Annotated in this window: 21 protein-coding genes; 5 read left to right on the top strand and 16 right to left on the bottom strand. The window is 58.8% G+C overall.

The features are described from left to right. Window positions 1-206 precede the first annotated feature (206 nt). Window positions 207-1,031: an exodeoxyribonuclease III gene (xthA, locus tag IE111_RS10190; protein WP_189608441.1), complete on the bottom strand. Its 825-nt coding sequence runs from the start codon at window positions 1,029-1,031 to the stop codon at window positions 207-209. Window positions 1,032-1,113: 82 nt separating this feature from the next. Between xthA and IE111_RS10185 the strand changes: the two genes are divergently transcribed. After that, window positions 1,114-1,689, top strand: a complete 576-nt coding sequence (locus IE111_RS10185) for a thymidine kinase (protein WP_189608440.1) — start codon at window positions 1,114-1,116, stop codon at window positions 1,687-1,689. Window positions 1,690-1,694: 5 nt separating this feature from the next. Here the strand turns inward: IE111_RS10185 and IE111_RS10180 are convergent, their stop codons facing one another. Continuing rightward, window positions 1,695-2,195, bottom strand: coding sequence for a GNAT family N-acetyltransferase (locus IE111_RS10180; RefSeq protein ID WP_189608439.1), 501 nt, complete (start codon window positions 2,193-2,195; stop codon window positions 1,695-1,697). Window positions 2,196-2,316: 121 nt separating this feature from the next. Between IE111_RS10180 and IE111_RS10175 the strand changes: the two genes are divergently transcribed. After that, window positions 2,317-2,928, top strand: a complete 612-nt coding sequence (locus IE111_RS10175) for a MepB family protein (protein ID WP_229805309.1) — start codon at window positions 2,317-2,319, stop codon at window positions 2,926-2,928. Between the two features lie 27 nt (window positions 2,929-2,955). On the opposite strand, the gene IE111_RS10170 is transcribed toward IE111_RS10175, so the two are convergent. Continuing rightward, entirely contained in the window at window positions 2,956-3,651 is a 696-nt protein-coding gene (locus IE111_RS10170) for a 4'-phosphopantetheinyl transferase family protein (protein WP_189608438.1), read from the bottom strand. Window positions 3,652-3,808: 157 nt separating this feature from the next. On the opposite strand from IE111_RS10170, the gene IE111_RS10165 reads away from it, so the two are divergent. Further along, window positions 3,809-4,294, top strand: coding sequence for an NYN domain-containing protein (locus IE111_RS10165; RefSeq protein WP_189608437.1), 486 nt, complete (start codon window positions 3,809-3,811; stop codon window positions 4,292-4,294). Window positions 4,295-4,310: 16 nt separating this feature from the next. Here IE111_RS10165 and acuI read toward each other — a convergent pair whose 3' ends face one another. The 11 genes from acuI to IE111_RS10110 all read right to left on the bottom strand — a co-directional run bounded on the left by acuI (window position 4,311) and on the right by IE111_RS10110 (window position 14,864). Continuing rightward, window positions 4,311-5,294 (bottom strand): acrylyl-CoA reductase (NADPH), encoded by a 984-nt coding sequence (gene acuI / locus IE111_RS10160; RefSeq protein WP_189608436.1) that lies wholly within the window; start codon window positions 5,292-5,294, stop codon window positions 4,311-4,313. Between the two features lie 63 nt (window positions 5,295-5,357). Beyond that, the gene (locus IE111_RS10155) at window positions 5,358-5,657 is read right to left on the bottom strand and encodes an MmcQ/YjbR family DNA-binding protein (protein WP_189608435.1); all 300 of its coding nucleotides are present in this window, start codon (window positions 5,655-5,657) and stop codon (window positions 5,358-5,360) included. Window positions 5,658-5,755: 98 nt separating this feature from the next. Further along, on the bottom strand, window positions 5,756-7,138 hold the full coding sequence (locus IE111_RS10150) for a dicarboxylate/amino acid:cation symporter (RefSeq protein WP_189608434.1): 1,383 nt from the start codon (window positions 7,136-7,138) through the stop codon (window positions 5,756-5,758). A gap of 149 nt (window positions 7,139-7,287) precedes the next feature. Further along, complete coding sequence (locus IE111_RS10145; RefSeq protein WP_229805308.1) at window positions 7,288-7,914, bottom strand: arylesterase; 627 nt, start codon at window positions 7,912-7,914, stop codon at window positions 7,288-7,290. A 43-nt stretch (window positions 7,915-7,957) separates the two neighbouring features. Further along, window positions 7,958-8,947 carry a hypothetical protein gene (locus IE111_RS10140; RefSeq protein WP_189608433.1) on the bottom strand — a complete coding sequence of 330 codons (990 nt, stop codon included), beginning with the start codon at window positions 8,945-8,947 and terminating at the stop codon, window positions 7,958-7,960. Between the two features lie 84 nt (window positions 8,948-9,031). Then, window positions 9,032-9,964 (bottom strand): DMT family transporter, encoded by a 933-nt coding sequence (locus IE111_RS10135; protein ID WP_189608432.1) that lies wholly within the window; start codon window positions 9,962-9,964, stop codon window positions 9,032-9,034. Between the two features lie 134 nt (window positions 9,965-10,098). Next, window positions 10,099-11,043: a sensor domain-containing diguanylate cyclase gene (locus IE111_RS10130; protein WP_189608431.1), complete on the bottom strand. Its 945-nt coding sequence runs from the start codon at window positions 11,041-11,043 to the stop codon at window positions 10,099-10,101. Between the two features lie 150 nt (window positions 11,044-11,193). Beyond that, window positions 11,194-11,418 (bottom strand): hypothetical protein, encoded by a 225-nt coding sequence (locus IE111_RS10125; protein ID WP_189608430.1) that lies wholly within the window; start codon window positions 11,416-11,418, stop codon window positions 11,194-11,196. 30 nt (window positions 11,419-11,448) lie between these two features. Then, on the bottom strand, window positions 11,449-12,981 hold the full coding sequence (locus IE111_RS10120; RefSeq protein WP_189608429.1) for a glutamate synthase-related protein: 1,533 nt from the start codon (window positions 12,979-12,981) through the stop codon (window positions 11,449-11,451). 150 nt (window positions 12,982-13,131) lie between these two features. Then, window positions 13,132-14,301, bottom strand: a complete 1,170-nt coding sequence (locus IE111_RS10115; RefSeq protein ID WP_189608428.1) for an MFS transporter — start codon at window positions 14,299-14,301, stop codon at window positions 13,132-13,134. Further along, a complete protein-coding gene (locus IE111_RS10110) occupies window positions 14,298-14,864 on the bottom strand; it encodes a TetR/AcrR family transcriptional regulator (RefSeq protein ID WP_189608427.1) in 567 nt (188 codons plus the stop codon). The genes IE111_RS10115 and IE111_RS10110 overlap by 4 nt, the downstream gene beginning before the upstream one ends. A gap of 575 nt (window positions 14,865-15,439) precedes the next feature. Here IE111_RS10110 and IE111_RS10105 point away from each other — a divergent pair. Continuing rightward, window positions 15,440-16,618, top strand: a complete 1,179-nt coding sequence (locus IE111_RS10105; protein ID WP_189608426.1) for a DUF3103 family protein — start codon at window positions 15,440-15,442, stop codon at window positions 16,616-16,618. 31 nt (window positions 16,619-16,649) lie between these two features. Here the strand turns inward: IE111_RS10105 and IE111_RS10100 are convergent, their stop codons facing one another. Both IE111_RS10100 and IE111_RS10095 read right to left on the bottom strand, forming a co-directional pair. After that, entirely contained in the window at window positions 16,650-17,411 is a 762-nt protein-coding gene (locus IE111_RS10100; protein ID WP_189608425.1) for a DUF2182 domain-containing protein, read from the bottom strand. Between the two features lie 16 nt (window positions 17,412-17,427). Continuing rightward, complete coding sequence (locus IE111_RS10095) at window positions 17,428-18,033, bottom strand: DUF1326 domain-containing protein (protein ID WP_189608424.1); 606 nt, start codon at window positions 18,031-18,033, stop codon at window positions 17,428-17,430. Between the two features lie 212 nt (window positions 18,034-18,245). On the opposite strand from IE111_RS10095, the gene IE111_RS10090 reads away from it, so the two are divergent. After that, complete coding sequence (locus IE111_RS10090) at window positions 18,246-20,201, top strand: winged helix-turn-helix domain-containing protein (RefSeq protein WP_189608423.1); 1,956 nt, start codon at window positions 18,246-18,248, stop codon at window positions 20,199-20,201. The last annotated feature ends 52 nt before the right edge of the window (window positions 20,202-20,253 follow it).

Raw genomic sequence — 20,253 nt, 5'->3', positions numbered from 1 at the left:
TACGGCTTATACAACCTACTTGCGGGTGCGCTCACCGTAGGAGAAAAAACCGGCAAATCGAGTAGGTTGGGTTAGCCCGAAGGGCGTAACCCAACAACTGATGCTCGCCCCCGTAGGGTGGGCACCGCCCACCATGGGAGAATAATGAACCGCCGGTCAGTGCCGGAAGCGACATTTGAAACAATGGCGCAATCCGGCCCCACCACTCAAGCCATTTCCAAATCCAGATCCAACCAAACCGGCGCATGATCCGAGGGTTTCTCCATCCCCCGGGTCTCATAATCGACCCCGGCGTCTTGAATCAACGGCACCAGCGGCGCGCTGACCAAAATGTGATCGATCCGCAACCCGCGCTTCGGGTCTCGCTCGAACCCCCGGGAGCGGTAGTCGAACCAGCTGAAGCGGTCGTCCACGTTCGGGTACAAATGCCGGTAACTGTCGGTGAAACCCCAGTCGTGGATCTTCTCGAACCATTCCCGTTCTTCGGGTTGGAAGGCGGATTTACCTTCGCGCAGCCAGCGTTTCTTGTTCTGCTCGCCGATACCGATGTCCTCGTCCACCGGAGCCACGTTGAAATCCCCCAGGATGACCAGCAGATCGTCTTTTGAAGCATTGTTGTTCAACCACGCCAACAAATCCGCATAAAACTTCCGTTTGGCCGGCCATTTCTTCTCGTGATTGATGTTCTCGCCCTGCGGGAAATAGCCGTTCAACACCGTCAACTGGCGGCCGTCGGCCAGCGGATGCCGGGTGATCAGCATGCGGCGGTGGTCTTCCTCGCCATCGTCCGGGAAGCCCTTGTCGAACGACTCCAGTGCCTGGGGAGCCAAGGTCGCCACGCCGAAATGCCCCTTCTGCCCCCAGGTGACGGACTCTAGCCCGCACGCCTCGCGAACATCGTCGTGCGGGTAGATATCGTCGTGAACCTTGATTTCCTGCAGGCACAGAATGGCCGGGTCTTGCTCGCACAAGGCCTTCAACTGATGCATACGGGCCCGTACACCATTGATATTGAACGAAATTATGCGCATGGTATTCCTTTCGCGGTGAAGTGATTGCCGGCTATTATTCCGAACATCCCGCCGATATGAAACCGTTTGAACAGGAACGCCCATGGCCCAGCTCTATTTTTACTACTCAGCAATGAACGCCGGTAAATCGACCTCACTGCTGCAATCCGAGTACAACTACCGCGAGCGCGGCATGACAGCCCGTTTGCTGACGGCCCGCATCGACGACCGTTTCGGTCAGGGCTGCATCAGCTCCCGCATTGGATTGGAAAAGGCCGCCGACACCTTCGACGCGGACACCGACCTGATCGATTGGTACAAGGGTTTCAAGGACAACACCGACTGCATTCTGATCGACGAAGCCCAGTTTCTGACCCGTACGCAGGTCGACCAACTGGCCGAACTGGTCGATGACTACGACGTCCCGGTGCTGTGCTATGGCATCCGTACCGACTTCCAGGGTGAACTCTTTCCGGGCTCGGAGCGACTATTGGCCATTTCGGACAAGCTGAGTGAACTGAAAACCGTCTGCCATTGCGGCCGCAAGGCCATCATGGTGGCCCGGCTGGATGAATACGGCAACGCGATCAAAGAAGGGGATCAGGTCGTTATTGGCGGCAACGAACGCTACGTGTCCATGTGCCGCAAGCATTACAAGGAGGCGGTAGAGGGGCTGTAAACGGATCAACAATGGGCATCAATTGAATAACGGAAGAAATGCATCTCCAAGTCGTCGTCCATTTCGATTCTGAACTGAATCGGACCGTTCGCGCGACGATGAATCGCCTTTTTCCAGAAAGCCAGCGCACCACTGTTGTTGGTCAGTACCCGGGTGATCCATTGGCCTGGAAATCGGGAAACGGACAAATCGAATGCCGCCTGTCCCACGCCAAGCTGTTTAAACTTGCGCAACACGAAAAACTGGCCGACATCGTACCAGTCCGGTTCCGCCGGGAACCGGCGCAGCATAGAAAACCCGGCGGTCCCGCCATCCACTTGAATCAGGAAAGGGTAGTGGTCGTCGCGTTGCCAGTAGGGCTCCAGCATTTCTCTTTGGGGCTCGGTCGGGTAACAACCGTATTCGTCCACCGGCCAACCGGTGTATTCCGACATATCGTACAGATAGTAGGTAAATAAATTGAGAACAACATCGATATCCGGTGCATCGACCAGTTTGATGTCCATATACGGCTCCAGGAGTCGGGTGGGAAGAGTGCGTTAGTCGGCAAGTCTGGTACGCCGTCTGCAAGGCTTCCATTATCTGGAGCACTGTACCAAAATACCGATCACAGGGAACCCGCATCGAATGACAAGAATGATGGCAAAGTGTTCGATCAAGTGCAGTCATCCCGCAGCCACCCACTCACTTACAAGGAATACCGTGACTATTTTTTGTTCGCAGGTGCACGTACGAAAACCCGATTCTGTTTTGAATTGGTTGGATGAACTTAAGCCTGGGGAGGTGCCTGTTTCCTTTCTGGATATCAACCGATACCTATTCGAACCCAACCGGATGGTCATTTGTGCAGAGCCCAAAATCGAGCATGAAAGTCATGAATATGGGGCGTTGCGCTTTACACTCGACGGAAAAGATGCTGTCTTTCGACAAGCTAAAACCACTCCGAAGAAGATCGGTCAATTCGTGACGCTCTGGAAAAGGGACACCCCGACGTCCGAGATTTCGCCGTTTGACAGTGAGGACGAAATTGAGCTTTTTGTGGTTGCGACCTGTAATGCAAGCCAACACGGTGTTTTTCTGTTCGATCGGGAAATCTTAACAAGGAAAGGGGTTGTTTCTATCAATGGAAAAGGCGGAAAACGGGCTATGCGCGTATATGCTCCCTGGGATGAGCCACACAGCAAACAGGCTATTCGTACACAGGTTTGGCAATTGGACTGTTTCCATTCGCTGGATTAATGGACGGTATTTGCTTGTAAGACACTTTCAGTGACCCGCTGGGTCAAGTCTGCACCACGTCGTAATCAAGGTGTCTGTTCGTTCGAATTCAACGGTCAATTCTTGTACATCGGGTAATTCCGAAGCCAATCGGGCTTCCATTGTGAACAACAGCCGATCCGACTCCAGAGCTTGGCATTTGACTTCCTTAAAGTCCACATAGCGTTCCACCGTGGGGTGGATGGCTTTGTAAATCGCCTCCTTGGCTGAAAACAACACGGTCAGCGCCAGCCTCTCATGGCCCAGACTCTTGAGCGCTGCAAGTTCTCCATCAACCACGACCAGGTTCTGGATCGCATCGACCGATGACTCCGGTATAAACCACTCCATATCCAGACCCAAACCCCGATACAGATCCTTGGCTCCAACCAGGCAGGCGGCAAGGCCATCAGTGTGCGTAATGCTCCCGACCAGCGAATCCGGCCATATCGGAGCGCGATCCGGCCCGATCGGCAGATCATCCAGCTTATACCCAAGCGCCTCACTGGCTCGATGTGCGCAGTAGCGACCGGCCAGGAATTCGGCCTGTCGTTTGGGAACTGCCTTGTTTAATGACGCAGGCAAGTCGAGTGATAGTTGGCTGCTCGACAGTTGAACGATGGGCTGGTTACCGAATGTGAAACGGCAGGCGTGGAACCCTGTCGGGAGGCTATCGGACGCGAAAAGTGGCTGTGTGTCGATCACTTGTACACTTGAACTGGACACTGGCGGTTTGGGCTTCCCTTTATGATTACGAATTTAGCTGCTCACCGAAACAATTCTCATATCCCGGCCTTCGTTGAATACCCGTGTTATTCTATCAAGTCCACATCAAGCGACCAGAGGCGAAACAGAGAACCCAATGGAACGCGTAGCCCTATTCGTCGATGTTCAGAACGTCTACTACACAACCCGTCAGATCCACGGTCGTGGGTTCGACTACAACCGGTTCTGGCAACAGGCCACGGAAAACCGCGACGTGGTGGCCGCCCAGGCTTACGCCATCGACCGAGGCGATGAGAAGCAGCGACAGTTCCAGAATATTCTGCGGGCCATCGGGTTCGAGGTGAAGTTGAAACCTTTTATCCAACGCCAGGACGGTTCGGCCAAGGGCGACTGGGACGTTGGCATCACCGTGGATGTGATGGACATCGCCCCTCAGGTGGATGTGGTGGTGCTGGTCTCCGGCGATGGCGACTTCGACCTGTTGGTTCACAAGATCCGCCAGCAACCCGGCGTACGCGTTGAAGTTTATGGTGTGCCCGCCTTGACGGCCAACAGCCTGGTCCAGGCGGCCACCCGGTTTATCCCGATCGAAGGTGAACTGCTGTTGCCCGAGCGGCGTTAAACGGGCACAGACGACGCTATCGCCTCAGTGTCACTACGACACGACCGCGGACCTCGCCTATCAACAGCTGCTCGGCCGTCTCGACGGCATCTTCAAGCGGAATAGCCCGGGTAATGGCGTCGATCTCCTTCGCGGATACCAGCTCCCCCAAGCGCCGCCAGGCTTCGATGCGGTCCGCTTTTGGTCGCATAACGCTGTCCACGCCCGCCAGTGTAACGCCACGAAGAATGAACGGAGCGACAGTGGCGGGCAGGTCCATACCCTGGGCCAGACCACACGCGGCAACGGTTCCACCATACTGCGTCGCCGCCAGGACATTGGCGAGTGTATGGCTGCCTACTGAATCGACCGCACCGGCCCAGCAGGGTGAGGCGAGGGGTTTGCCGGGTTCGGACAGTTCCTGGCGGTCGATGATGGTGGTTGCACCCAGGTCTCGCAGGTAATCCGCTTCCTGAGGTCGACCGGTGGACGCCACCACTTTGAATCCGAGTCGGGCCAGCAGCGCAATGGCGTAACTGCCGACTCCGCCGTTGGCGCCGGTAACCAGGATATCCCCTTGATCCGGCGTCAGCCCGTGTCGTTCCAGCGCCATGACACACAGCATGGCGGTGTAACCGGCCGTGCCGATGGCCATGGCCTGCCTGGCCGAGAACGCATCGGGCAGCGGAATAAGCCAATCGCTTTTCAGGCGCGCTTTCTCGGCCAATCCGCCCCAGTGTTTCTCGCCCACGCCCCAGCCGTTTAACAGCACGGCGTCGCCGGGTTTAAACGCGTCGGTGTCCGAGTGCTCGACGGTTCCCGCCAAATCAATACCGGGTACCATCGGGAACTGCTTGACCACCGGGCCTTTACCAGTGATGGCCAGCGCGTCCTTGTAGTTCAAGGTGCTGCAGTCGACGGAGACGGTGACATCGCCTTCCGGCAGGCGATCGTCACTCAGCGACTGGATGGCAACGTGTTGGCCGTCGTCGTCTTTTTCGATCAGAAGGGCATTGAACATGGTGTGAACCTCGTGGCTATTGGATGTATGGGGCAACGAACCGGTCCAAGCGCGGGACTGTGTTCACGAACATTCCCGGAGCGACAACTCGCAGTACTCGATCCAGGTATCCCGCTTGTCGGAAGGAATCAACAGTCGGTCCTTCATGGGTTTACCGGTGCCCGGGTCGTGCGGCAAGCCGGCGCCCTCGTCGATGAGGCGCGTGACCGTTTCCGGTTTCAGCTTCACCGTCAGGTCGCCTTTGTAGAACATGGCGAACATCTTGCCGTTGAGTTTTAGACCCTGGGCGCCCCGGCCTTCGGCGATTTCGACCTTCGGATGGTTCCGAAAGTGGTCTTTAATGGGCTGATAGTCTGTGGACATGGGAATCTCCTGTCAGAACCGGTCAAAACGGTACGCCTGGCCCCGTAAGCCCTACCAGAATAGAAGCGCCACGCGAGTCCGCCAACACGACGATGGTCTCACGATGAGGGTGGCTCATACTGCTGCGAGGGTGGTGTGTTTTCGGTCGTGCTTTCTTCATCCTCGGTAATGAATTCATTGATCACACAGCACATCACCACATCGCCGAGGACATTAATGGCGGTCCGGCACATGTCCAGAATTCGGTCCACGCCCAGCAGCAGCGCCACTCCGGCAGCTGGAATGCCGACACCCTCCAACACCATGCTGAGAATGACTATGCCCGCACCGGGCGTGGCGGGGGAGCCGATGGAGGCGGCAATGGCCATGGTCACCACAAACACATAGTTCATGAAGGTCAGCTCCACCTGAAACACCTGGGCCAGAAACACGGTCGCCACGCCCTGGTACAGAGCCGTTCCCGTCATGTTGATGGTGGCGCCTAGAGGCACCAGGAAGCGCGCGATGCCGGGTTTCACCTTGAAGGTGTTTTCGGTGAGTTTCAGGGTCATCGGCATCACGGCGGCCGAGCTGCTGGTCGAAAACGCCAGCAACAGCAATTCTTTCGAGGTCATGAAAAACTGTTTGATCGGCGTGCCCACCAAAGCACGGGCAATCACCAGATACATCAATGCCAGGGCAACCAAGCCCAACACCACGGTAATGACATACAGCAGCATCCCGGCCAGCACGTTCAGCCCCAGGCTGGCCACCAGCCGCGTGATCAACCCGAAAACGGCCAGGGGGGCCAGATACATCGCCCAGGAGACCACCCGCATACTGACTTCCTGTAATGCCCCAAGAAGATCAAACAAGGGTAACGCGCGTTTGGGCGGGATGGATATCAGCGCGAACCCGAGAATGGCCGAGAACATAATGACCTGCAGCATTTCGCCGGACACCATGGACGCCATCGGGTTGGAAGGGAACAGGCTGATGAACTTGTCCGGCACCTCCTGAATGGACGGAAAGCCACCGGTGGCGGATTCGACGTCCCTTTCCGCCACATCGACGGTAACGCCCAAGGCCGAACTGTCGATTTGTCGCCCGGGCTGGAGGGTTTGAGCCAGACCGATGCCCGTCACCGTTCCGATGATCGTGGTAACGAGAATGAACGCCACCGCCGAAAGCCCGATCTTTCGCATCGCATTCATATCGTTGTTGGTTGCCAATCCCAGCACAACCGAGGCTACCACCAGTGGTACGACGATCATCTGGATCAGCGCAAGAAACAGCTGACCCGGCAGAGCCAACCAGGCCGTGAGGACGCCGGACGTCGTCGGTTCAACCAGGCCGAGATTCGGGCTGAGCAGGAAGCCCAGAACAATCCCCAGCCCAAGGCCGATCAAAACCTTTATCCAAAGACGATTTTGAACCAGATGATCGAGCCGGTGGGTCAGGTATTTTAGTGGGCTCAGGTAGAAAGGGGACGTATTGGCCATCGTGAATTCCCTTTGTCTGTGTCTGTAACGCCGATCGAAAACACGTTACAAGCGGCGGAGTACCAGGCTGACGATTCCGTCCGCCTACGACCTTGGCCGCATCAGCTTAGCATAGCCGGGAATGTGTGACGGTATCGCGAGCCAAACCGTCAGGGGAGGGCGCCGTTCTGTTCCATCAGTCGTTTCACGGCCTGGGCCATGGCCGAATAACCCGCGGCGTTAAAATGAACCCGGTCGGATTTCATGCCGGAATCCCCCTGGAGTTCCGTCAGGATGTCGTCTTCCACCGGGACATCGTATGCTTTGGCTACCTCGGCATAGTAATCGGCAGAGGAAAGGAAGATGCCGGGTTCCGGCACACTGATCAGGACCACCTCAGCTCCGTGCTCCCGAATCAGCTCGATCATCGCTGCCAGATTCGCTTTTGTGAGGGCCGGATCCATTTTGCGCAGTAAATCATTGCCACCGTGGCACAACACCACCAGATCCGGCTCGTACCGGTCGAGCACAGTTGGTAGCCGTCGCAATCCCTCGGCCGAGATTTCACCGGATATTCCCGCATTGATGACCTCCAGACCGGTAAGTGAACTCAACACGGCCGGGTAAGCCGCCGCGTCGTCTGCACCGACGCCTTCGGTCAAGCTGTCGCCAAATGCCAGAATGCGGCTTCCAGAATGCAGGGGTTGGAGGGATGGATCCTGACTGCAGCCCATCAACAGGACAGCGATGAGGAAAAACCAAACAAACGTTAATGCTTTATCACGCCGTTCATCCAAGGTTAAAAGCCTCCAACCGCATTTCGAGCTGTTCAGTTACGGATCAACACGGTTCATTTCTCCACCAGGACACCAAGTCACTCAGTGTGACGATGTGCTTCCCGGAGACCTCCGGTTTTGCGGAGGGTTGTCCCACCTGTTTGAGTAACCGCTGGACCGCCTCGGGTGCTGAATAGTCGCATTGATCCACTTTCAAACCCAGGATTGACACCAACAACAATGGCTCGTATTGAGGCACTTGGGTTTCCAGATCTGGAATATCCATATCCCTGACAAGGGTGAGTGTACGTGATTGAATAGCCGGGTCGGCGCCCGGAGACAGGTAACCGCCACTGTCATGGCCCCGGACGAGCACAATATGAGGCGCAATTTCGGGGTCATCCACCGTCCGTTTCAAATCGTCGGCTGTAACCTGGTGCCGACTGTAGGCAACCCAGTTTTTTCGCGTAAATAGAGACTCCGTCAGCGTTTCAGTGGTGTTGTTCGGGCCGACCTGAAGTGAATTGACGAGGACTGTGTGGTGATCGACCAGGTAGTCATACTTCGCGCGTTCGCGCTCACCAATGTAGACAATTGGATCGTAGGTGTAGATAGATTGGTTGAATCCCGGGCGAAAGAAAACATCAGGTTGGATTCGGGGAATCGCTTCCAAGTGCCAGGTCCGACCAGCGACTTCCTGGTCGCGCTGAATGCCATCGGGTTGGGGTGAGATCATCATGTCATAGGCGGTTTCCAGACCATAAACCTCGTGGCCATCACCTACAAGAGCACCCGCCAGATAGGCGTAATAATCTGAAATTCGAGTTTCTTCATTCTTAGCGAAATACGCCAACCGGCCACGTTCACCCAATTCTTCGTTCAATGGGATTGTCCAAGCCGCGTTCTCACCGGGATAATTAAGTGACCAGGCTGAGTAACCTTCCATCTCGGGCCAGACCGGGAAGCGATAGCCTTCAATCGTGATAGTCGCCGCAAGGCTACTGCCAACGGTAGTCGTCAGACAAAGCAGGAAGGTGCTCGTACGTCTGAGCATTATTGACATCCTTGATAATGAATCAGGGGTTAGATTGGCATCTGATGAATTGGTAATCAAGCACAGGGTACCCACGGCGGTGTTTCACACACTGCGCGTCAGGCTGAGCCAAAGAATGCCTGATAACACAACGGCACCACCCAGTAACTGTACCGGCGCCAGCACCTGGCCCAATACCAGATAGGCCAGCAGCAGGGACCACACCGGTTCGATGTTCATCACAGGCGCATTGCGCGCCATATCGAGTCGTGGGACCAGTACGAACAGCACAGTGGAGGCGGTGCCGTACAACACGGCCAGCAACCCGAGGCCGAGCCAGCCCTGAGCGCTGCCCGGCCAGGACAGACCGCCGGGTATGATGTTCAAGAACCCACCGACCGCCATCAGCATCACCACCAGAGTCATGGTATAGACACTGCGAACCGCTCCGGGGAGGCTGGCCAGTTTGTTGTTGGTCGTCCAGATCGCCAACGAGAAAAACACCGCCGCCATCATACCCAGCGCCACGCCGGGCACCCACTCGGGGCCCATGGCTGTCGGGTCTTTCAGCCAGGTGCTGACGTCCAGCACCAACGCCAAGCCGACCATCATGAAAGCCATGATTAACACCAGTCGTCCGCTGGGTCTTTTTCCATCCAGTGCCCAAGTGATCAGCGCCAGAAAGATCGGCCAGGTATTCACCAGCAGCAAGGCCACGGCGACCGGCACGCGTGCTACGGCCGAGTACAGGCACAGACTCTGACCGGCTATCATCGTACCTAGCAGCAATTGCCAGCGCCGCCGGCCGGCGGGTATCACCAGCCGATGCCCCTGCCAGAGCACCAGTGACACCATGATCAGCAGCGCCACCGAACCCCGGAACAGCAAGGCCAAGAGCACGCCGGCTCCCGAGTCGAACGCCAGCCTGGCGGCGACGTGATTGGCGGCGAACAGAAAGGCGCCGGAGACCAGAATCAGGATCGCCAACGCTCTGGGGAGGTGCTGGGCCGCCTGGGATTGATGTGACGTGTCGGTCATGGATGCGTACGTTCATAAAGTGACAAAGACTCGCAACCGTACCAAACCACGGCCACTCGAAACATCACTCTTTGAATCAACTGGCAGGTTCAGGCGTGGCGTCTATATGCCCGGGCCTCATGAATGGGCTCTGTTCAAGAAGCCTGACCCTCGATATCCCGATTTGTCTGACAATAGATCTGGTTTCGGCCACCTTCCTTCGCCCGATAGAGAGCATCGTCGGCGATCGAGACGATATCGGTATGTGAGGTACCTGGCCTGGGGGTCATTTCCGTCAGTCCGATGCTGGCCGTTACATGTGTCGCGGTCGGTGAATTGGGGTTGGGTATATCCAGTCCGGATATGTCTCGCATCAGACGATTCACCAGCCGTTTCGCGGTCTTTAGAGACGTATCGGCCCAGAGTAATATGAATTCTTCCCCTCCATAGCGCGCGCACAGATCGCCGGGCCTTCGAGCGTATTGCGTCAGTAACTCACCAAAGGAAATCAAGCAGTCGTCTCCCGACTGGTGACCGTAGGTATCGTTCAACATTTTGAAATTGTCGATATCGATGATGGCCAGGCAGATCGGCTTCTTCAGGCGCGCGCATCGTCTCCATTCCTGATGCAGGAATTCTTCGAAATAACGACGATTGGCAATACCGGTCAGACCATCCAGACGGGCAAGGTCTTCGACTTTCTCTTCCGTCAGTTTTCTTTCGGTAATATCCTGGTGCGAAATGACGAAATACAGTCGATCATCGTAATCAAAGCTATTGACGCGCATCATAAACCAGCGTTTGACATCGGGGCTGTGGCACGGGTATTCGAGGTAAAATTCGTGATTTTGCGCCTCAATGACACTGCGGATACCCTGTCCTGCGCGGGTGCCGATCTCATCGCCCATGTCCGACGCCTTGTCGCATTCGCTTAGATAATTCACCCCATCCCAGTCGCCGGATAGGGTAGAGGCGTTTTCGTCACCGAACACATGCCAGCTTTTGTTCGCAAACTGGATGTCACCGAGGGCATCGATGACCACCAATTGGTCCGGAACGGAATCAAGGACTTTCGTTAGGAATTCCTGGGTTTGGATCACTCGGGTTCTCTCGGGTGGTGGCAGGCCGCGAAAACAGTCGCGCTGGTCAACCAGTGTAGCAGATGCCGCTCAAACCGACGTACGACCCGGCTTGCAACAGGGCCATGCAAATGGATTGATCGGATTTAATCACTCGAGCCCGGTTGCTGGTCAGGATCTCGCCCCCATGCGCCCCAGAATCTCGTTCAATTCCTGCTCTGTGATGTCCACATACTCCTGAACACGGCCATAGAGCATCACAGTGGGCACATTCCGGCCATTCAGCTCCTTCTGGGTTTCATTCAGAACGTGGAGAATGATGCGTTCGGTCCGTGTCAGACCATCGCGCACATCAGGAAGGACCTCGTTGAGATCAGCTTTATCCGGTTCGTACATGGTTCCGACTCGGCCTCTTTCGTGTTTCCTTCAGTCCATAACCCCAGCATACCGCACACCGCTCAAGTCCGCGATTTCCCGTTTCCAGGTGGTCAGGTCCTCAGTGTTGAAGTCGCCCAGGCGTTGATGTCCGCACGCGCGTGCCAAAACCTGCATCAATTCAACGCTGGACCCGAAGAACCGCGCCAGGCGCTCGGCCCCTTGTTCCGGGTCCAGGCGCTTGCGTAATTCGGGTTTCTGGGTTGCGACTCCGGACGGGCAATTATTCGTATTGCAGATGCGCGCGGCGACACAGCCGATGGCCTGTATGGCCGAGTTGGCTACCGCCACGGCATCGGCCCCCAGAGCCAGGGCTTTGACAAAGTCTTCCGGCATGCGCAACCCGCCCGTGATAATGAGCGATACTTCCCGGCCAACGCTGCGATCGAGATGGCGCCGGGCTCTCGCCAATGCCGCGATGGTGGGCACGGAGATGTGGTTGCGGAAAATCAGCGGTGCGGCCCCGGTACCGCCGCCGCGCCCATCCAGAATGATGTAGTCCGCGCCGGCCTCCAGGGCGAAGTCGATATCCGCTTCAATGTGGTTGGCCGAGAGCTTGAATCCGATGGGAATGCCACCGGTGCGTTCGCGCACCTCGTCGGCGAGTTGGCGAAAATCCGCCGGAGAGACCAGGTCCTCGAAGGTGGCGGGCGAGATGGCCGATTCTCCCGGTGTCAAACCGCGGACCTGGGCAATCTTGTCCGTGACCTTGTTGCCGGGCAGGTGCCCGCCCGTCCCGGTTTTCGCACCCTGACCGCCTTTGAAGTGAAACGCCTGAACGCCCGCGACCTTGTCCAGATCCCACCCGAAGCGGGCGGAAGCGAGTTCGTAGAAATACCGTGAGTTTTCCGCCTGCTCCTCAGGCAGCATGCCGCCTTCGCCGGAACAGATGCCGGTTCCGGCCCGTTCCGCGCCGCGAGCGAGAGCGACTTTGGCTTCCTCGGACAAGGCGCCAAAGCTCATGTCGGATACGAACAAGGGAATGTCCAGGTGTAACGGCTTGGCAGCCCGGGGCCCGATCACCACGCCGGTTTCGACCGGCACTTCGTCGAGCAGCGGTTTGCGGGCCAGTTGCGCCGGCAGGATCTGCAGGTCGTCCCAATGGGGCAGGTCTTTACGTGGCACCCCCATAGCCCCCATCTCGCCGTGGTGGCCGAGTTTCGACAATCCGTCCCGAGCCAGCTCGTGAATGCGTGCCACCGTGGGTTCTTCCGGCGTCGGTTCGGCTTTGGGTGCCTCGGCGGCGTTGACGAAAGTGGGCGAATTGTCGCCAACTTCATAGTCCTCCAGCTTCTTGTGTGTCCCGTCGCAATACGGCTGATTACCGGTGGACTTACACTGACACAGATAGGCCGGGCCGGATTCCTCCGCCTTGAAGGTGACGGGTGACAGCCCGGTGCCTTTGTGGGACCCGTCGCAGAAGGGTTGATTGCTGGATCGACCGCAGCGGCACCAGGTATAGCTTTCACCCTTTTCCAGTTCGACACGGGCCGGTTTCTTGGCGGCGATGATGGGTTGGCTCATGGCATTTGTCCGGGTTTCAGGTTTGCCATGCAGTGTAGGCAGCCCGAGCGAGATTCACCAAAATCGCCCCAAAAAGCGTGATCACGCGAGTGCGATAGACAAGTATCCGGGCTTATACCGGTCGTAAGGACTCGGCCGGTATAAACTTTCTCAATAAACGGGACGTATCATTCTCGCCAACGGCACCGACAGAATGGTCACCACAATGCCCAGCAATGCATACAGACTGAACGCCGCCTGATAACCCGACGTGCCAATCACCATGCCCGCCAGGGTTGAACCGAGAATCTGACCACATGATACGGCCAGGAAGGGCAGAACGGGGCCGTATGCGGGCTCGTTCGGCAGAATACGAGTGCCCTGGATCAGGTAAAAACTGCTCAGCATCATGTAACTGGCCCCGAAGGCCGCAGCCGCCAGCATGGCCACCCCGAAATCGCCCGGTGCCATGGCCAGCAGGCCGACCGCTACCGACATGACGGCCAAGCCCAAGGCGTGGGTAAATGCAGAGCCGAAACGGTCGATCAGGTCGCCGGCGGAACTGCCGAGCAGTCCGGCCACGCCGACGGAAAACCACATCCAGGCCGTCTGGCTGGATTGCAGCCCCCCTCGCTGAATCGCCGCATCCGGTGCGAAGACCCAGACGATGGAACTGACCAGACCCATGGCCGCGGCCAGCCCGCATAACCGGGCCATTTTTCGCCACGGACGGTGAACGCGGTAAGCCGATGACGAGGCTGTCCTGGACGCCGAGCGCTTGATCGAGCCGCCGGGCAGGTAGACCAGGGCGGCCACCACCCCCGCCGCTGCAACAAGAGCGAAGCTCAAGTAGGCAAGCCGCCATTGACCGGCCAACAGCAACACAGCCGGCATGGCGAAAGCGATACCCAGACTGGTCCCGGAATTGATGGTGGCGTTGACGCGACCACGCACCTGCGGCTTCACACAACGATGGACAACGTCGGGCATGACCGGGGTCGACAGACCGGTACTGATGCCGCACACCAGAACACCCAATGCCAGATAGATCGGACTCGGTGCATGGGCAATGGTCAACAGGCCAAGCAGTGCCAGCGCGGAGGTACCGACTGCCGCATAGCGAATGCCCAACAGTCGTGTGTATCGGGGCGCCAGCAAGATGGCGACAGTGAAACTCAAGAAGGGGAGTGCGCCGATCAAACCGGCTACCGTAGGAGAAAACGCCATGTCTTCACGCATGACGGGTAGAAACAAACCGAATACAAACCGTGCCAAACCATAGGTGATGGCAATCAAGCCGCCACCCAGGGCGGCCACACCGCTTGCGGATAAATAGGTCATGGTGCTTTTAACCTCACGAACCGAATGAGTTCTTCGATTGCTGATCGAGTGTCTTCAAGAACGGCCTTCATCCCCAGCACAGGGAGTGCCGCATTGGAGCCTTCCAGTACCAGGAAGATCCGTCGAGACAGCGCCTCCTGGTCGGGCAAACCGTCTCGAGCCAACGCCGACTCGACCCGGCCCAGTACGTCTTTTTTGGCCTGAACAGCCTGTTGGTGGATATCGGCGTTGTGCGCTTCGAATTCCGACATGGCCTTGCCCTGAATGCAGCCGCGCTGGCTGAACGCTCGGTTCCACCGGTTGTGCGCATCGACCAGTGCCAGGGTCACCTCGCCATCGGCGGCGAGTTCCATGGCTTCGTCCAGCGCGGCCAGGAAGCGGGTGTGCCGGTCTTTCAGAACGGCCGCGACCAGGTCGCCCTTGGACGGAAAATGGTTGTACAACGTCATGCGGACCACTCCGGCATCGGCCACGATGCGATCGATCCCGGTGGCGTGAAAACCCTGTTGGTAGAAAAGCCGTTCCGCCGTATCGAGCAAGGCTGTGCGCTTCTGGGAAGTCATAAAAATACGCCTCTATTGACTAGACCGGTCTATCTAAACATGGGCCAAAAATTACCGTCAATGAAGCTGATGTAAAGGAATGTGTTGAGTGAGCTTCCGGGCAGGAATCGGCCCGGAGGCGCCGTTCCCGGGCGGTTTCGGAGTCTCCGTTTGCGGCTGTAATCCCGCTTTCGTGTAGTGATTTGAGTGAGTATCGTTTTGTGCTGGTTATTCATTACTCAAGGGGGATGGCCAATCATTTTCAAACGTTGTTCATTGTTCATCCGAATGAATGAAAAGCAGGTCTCATTTCCGCGCTCAATCCCGGCATAACCCGAGTTTCCCTGCTAGCGTTCGATTCATTCAGGCCGTGTTTATCGGTCCCGGTCTGACCACCCCTGCAATACAAGCAGTTTCAGGGACAATCAACAATGACAATAAGACTGTCCCGAACGGAAGACCGATTGCCTCTGCTGAAATCTGATCGGAACGGCGTAATGCCCCTGCCGGTGTAATGTGGTAACGCAAAGATCGGCGCAGACGGCGAAAAGGAAGGGGTCCACCTCGGGACATGATCAACCAAAACGAGGATTACCATGACGATAAAAGGAATCGTTCGTAGCACTCTGCTCGGCGCCGCTCTGGCCGGGCAGGCCCTGTCACTCAGCCCCATGGTCCAGGCCGATGCCCGCATCAGCCTGCCCGGCGGCGATAGCCGGGTGAACGTGGACTACAAACCCGTGAACCTGCACGCCAACAAACGACAACTCGCCTTGCGATTCGCGCAGCAGTACGACCAGTTCAAGCCTTTGTTGGAGCAACGTCTGGACGGTCAAAACAACGCCGTCCAGATGAGCGAACTGTCCAGCTACGCTGCCCGCAACGGCCTCGATATCCAGGCGATGAAGTCGCTTGACCGGGCTGTTCGCCAGAGCAAAGGCATGGTGGCCGAAGCCGACCACCTGATTGAAGTGCGCATGGCGGACGACCGGATGATTCGAGAATGGCAGCAGGGTGCCGAGCCCTTGTTCGCCTACGTGCCGGAAGGTGACGAAGAGAGCTGGTACCACATCGAAGCTTTTGATGCCGACGGGCGCCCTCACAGCCTGTCACCGGACGTCATGCCAGACCGCCCGGTATTCGTGGTCGGTATCAATGCCGAGAAGGACTTGCGCATCGGCCTCGAGATCATGCAGCAGACCTTTGAACAGGAAGGCGTCAGCGGCAGCCCACGGCCCACGCTGAATAGCACTGCCGACAGCGACCTGGAAACCACGGTGCTGAAACGCGTCTCCGTTCAAGACGACAACGAACCCTGGATCAAGGGCGCTGCCGAGGTGTACTCCATCGTCTCTGGGGTTGACTACGAGCAGGACGACGCCCGCATCAACGTCGTCGACATGCCGTACCTCGACTACGACGGCACCGACTATTATCCGAACCAGGTCATGGTGTACTGGGACCGCTACCGCTTCCAGGCCGTCGACATGGTGTTCATGGAACACGATGACAGCACCAACTACAAAGACCTGAGCCTGGCCCTGGTCGCCGCCGCCCAGAAAGCTCTGGAACTCTACGGCCGACCGGACCTCGCCGCCATCGGCGTGATCACCACCGCCATTCTGCAGGCCATCCCCGATGACTGGATGACCGACGATGACGACTACATGGACGTCATCTACACCCTGATGAAGTACCAGACGCTTAACGGGCAGTACGGCGTATCTGGGAATGTTCGGGTGGATATGGAGCCGTTGGTGATTCCCCGAAATTAGCGGTACCAAGGTGTGGCAGGCCCCGGGCTTGTCACATCACCATCACAACCACCCCTGCAATCACCAACAACGCCCCGGTCACCCGTCCAACCATTCGCGGGTAGGGCACCAGTTTCTCCGCCAGGAAATACAGCGTCAGCGCAGCCATCCAGGCCAGGTTCATCACGCCACCGACGAACATCAGCAGCATCAGCGCCCAACAGCAGCCGATGCAGAACGCACCGTGGCGTATGCCCATCACCCATGCCCCCATCGAGCCCTCGCGCCATTCCGTCATCAGGAAACTCAACGGCGTGCGACAGTGGGTCATGCAGGCTTCTTTCAGACCGCTGAACTGGAAGGCGCCGGCCGTGATAAGCAAGCCACCGCCCAGCAGCGGTCCGACCTTGCCCATGGCTGAGCTCAGTAGCGCGCTCTGGTGCAACAGCCACTGTGCCAAAGCCGCCAGCACACCAAAACCGACCCATACCGCCAGATAACCGGCCACGAACACCCAGGTCGGCACCATGGCGCCGCCCTGGGCGGCCCGCCGCCGGCGGACCTTGGTGTAGGTGAGGATCATCGGACTGGCGCCGGGCAGCATCATCGCCACCATCATCACCGCCCACATGGTCACGTTGGCCGCCAGCATGTTCAGGCTGACGGCCGGGCCGGGCATAGCCATGGATCCGTCCATACCGCCGCCCGATGCCGGCACCAGGAAATACGCCCAGGCGAGGGCGGTGATGCCGACCAGCGCCACGCCGATCAGCATCCGCTCGCGGGTGTGCATCGTTTCCATCGTTATGGTCATGGTGCGCACCTCCCGATCAGGGCCCGGCGTAGCTGAACGGCGAATAAAACGCCGTGCGCTCACTGAGATCGAGGTGGATGCCGTGGGCCTGATGGCGCAACGCCCGGGAAGAGGCCACCACCAGGGTTTCACCCGGCGCGACCGCCAGAGGATGATTCTCGATGGTCACATCCTGACCGTCCTGGCCCTCGATGGCGTAGACCTCGGCCTCGGCGGACTGGCCCAGTTTGAGGTGGCGTTTGCCCTGTTCGATGGTGTAGTCGATGGGCATGGGTTCCACACCCCGCACCTCGCCGATCAGCGACGCCAGCATGGCGGGGTGACCGCCGGCCTGGCCGCCGAATATGGCCCCGAGTGCCTCCTGCTGCGCTTCGTTCGCGTTCTGGTCCAGGTACAACACGGCTTTCCAGTTGCCGTCCGCCATCGCGCCGGGCGAGTTCAGCGCGACGGCCACGTTCAGCCCGTCCAGCGGGACATCGCCAAACCGACCGGTCGCAATGTGCCAGCCGACCAGGGCGGTGCAGTCCCCCTCGGTGGGTGTGCCCATGTAGACGCAGGGGCAGGCGCCCTGACAGCTGCAGCTTTCCAGATAATCGCCGTTGATGGTCCATTCCGTGCTCATGCTATAGCTCCTCTTATTGTTGTGGCTGGAACAGGTACTGCGTTTACCTGGCGTCAGTTATAGCCGCTCGCCACTGCGGAAGCATGACCCGGGCATGAGAATGTGATGAGAATTCGCGGGTGGGACTTATCCCGGATACAACCGGGGGCTGCAGGAACGCCCGTTGATGACTATGCTGGGCGTTCGGAAGGCCGCCAACAGGAAGGTACGCCATGCCTCAGACGCTTTCAGACCTATTGGCCAGCCAGGCACAGGAAGGGTTCGTCGGACGCGATACCGAACTGAACGCTTTACGCGGCACACTGACGCCGGACGGCCCCCGTGTTGTCCAGGTCCACGGCATCGCCGGTATCGGTAAAACGGCCCTGCTGGAGCGCTTCGCCACCGAAGCGAGAAGCGCCGGCGCGACCGTGATCCGGCTGGACTGCCGCGATGTCGAACCCACCGAGACCGGCCTGGTGCAAGCCTTGGGCGAAGCCATTGGCGGCGGTCGCCATCAGGCCGACGCCCTGGCGACCCGGCTGGGTGAACTGGGCCCGACCGTCATACTCGCACTCGATACCTACGAAGTCTTCCTGCTGTTGGATACCTGGCTGCGCCAGGTCTTTCTACCCAGTCTGCCGCAGAACGTGCGCGTTCTGCTCTTCGGTCGGCAACGGCCGCTGTCGGCCTGGTACGCCGCCCCGGGCTGGGGACGCCTGATGCAGACCGTCGCCCTGGAGCCGCTAACCGACCGGGAAGCCGGCGAACTGCTCGCCAAACTGGGCGTCGACGGTGACGAAGCGCCACCCATTCGGCGATCCACCCATGGCCACCCACTGGCGCTGATGCTCGCCGCCGGCGCGGTGCGCGACGAACGCCGCGAACACTGGCCCGAAGACGCGCCGCTGCAACACTCCCTGGATGAACTCACCCGGATGTTTCTGGCCGACGTCAGCGACGGCGTGACCCGACGCGTGCTTGAAGGCGCGGCCGTTACACGCCGCGTCACCGTTTCCCTGTTGCGCGCGCTGTTCCCGGACCTCGCCCCGCAGGATGCCTTCGAGCGCCTGCGCCAATTGCCGTTTGTGGACGGAACCAGTGACGGCCTGATCATTCACGACGCCGTGCGCGAAGCCGTGGCCCGTTCGCTGCACGCCAGCGACCCCAGCCGCCACCTCGACTATCGACGCGCTGCCTGGCGGCAACTCACCGATGAAGCCGTGAGCGCCGGCAGCACCGACCTGTGGCGCTACACCGCCGACATGCTCTATCTCATCGAAAACCCCGTCGTTCGCGAAGCCTTCTTTCCCAGCGGCACCCCGCGCCTGCCTGTGGAACAGGCCCAGCCGTACGATGAAGACGCCCTGGAAACCATCATCCGCGGTCGCGAAGGCCCGCAAGCGGCGGACGCCCTGCTGCGGTGGTGGCGTCGCATGCCACAGGCGTTCTCCGTCGTGCGTTCCACCGAAGGTCGCGTCGTCGGTCTGTGCTGCAAACTGCGTTCGGACCGGGTGGAACCGACCTGGGTGGTGGACGACCCGGTGACGAGCGAGTGGTGCGCCCATCTGCGCCGCCGACCGATGGCCCGCAACGAGATCGCCCTGTTTTGCCGACGCTGGCTGAGCGAAGGGGAGGGCGACTCCCCCAGCGAAGCGCAGGCCGCCGTCTGGCTGGACCTGAAACGCACCTACATGGAACTGCGCCCGCAGGTGAGACGGGTCTACCTCGTCGCCCGCGACCTTCCCGCCTACGCGTCGGTCGCCCAGCGGCTCGGCTTCGAAGTATTGACGGAACAGACCGTCACGCTCGACGGGCAGGACTATCACAGCGCCGTGCTCGACTTCGGCCCGGCCTCGGTCGATGGCTGGCTGGCGGAAATCGCGGCGGCCGAACTCGGCGTTCAGCAGGCCCCGGACCTGCTCGATGTCGACGCCCGGGAACTGGTGCTGGACGATAGCCGGATCGCGCTGACACCGCTGGAATTCGGTGTGATGCATCACCTGCACGCCCGCCCGGACAAAGCCGTCTCCCGCACCGAACTGCTGCGCGATGTATGGGGCACCACCTACGAAGGCGGCAGCAACGTGGTGGACGCTGTTGTAAGAACGCTCAGGCGCAAGCTCGGTGACCAGTCCGAAAGGGTGGAAACAGTGACCGGCGTTGGCTACCGGCTGCGCTCGCGCTAGTCACACCCCGAATCTTCATGAATTTCTCATTCACTCATCACTTCCGGTCGTC

Origin of the sequence: Saccharospirillum salsuginis (assembly GCF_014651855.1) — a bacterium.
Taxonomy (GTDB): Bacteria; Pseudomonadota; Gammaproteobacteria; order Pseudomonadales; family Natronospirillaceae; genus Saccharospirillum; species Saccharospirillum salsuginis.
This window is presented reverse-complemented; position numbering and strand designations above follow the sequence as displayed.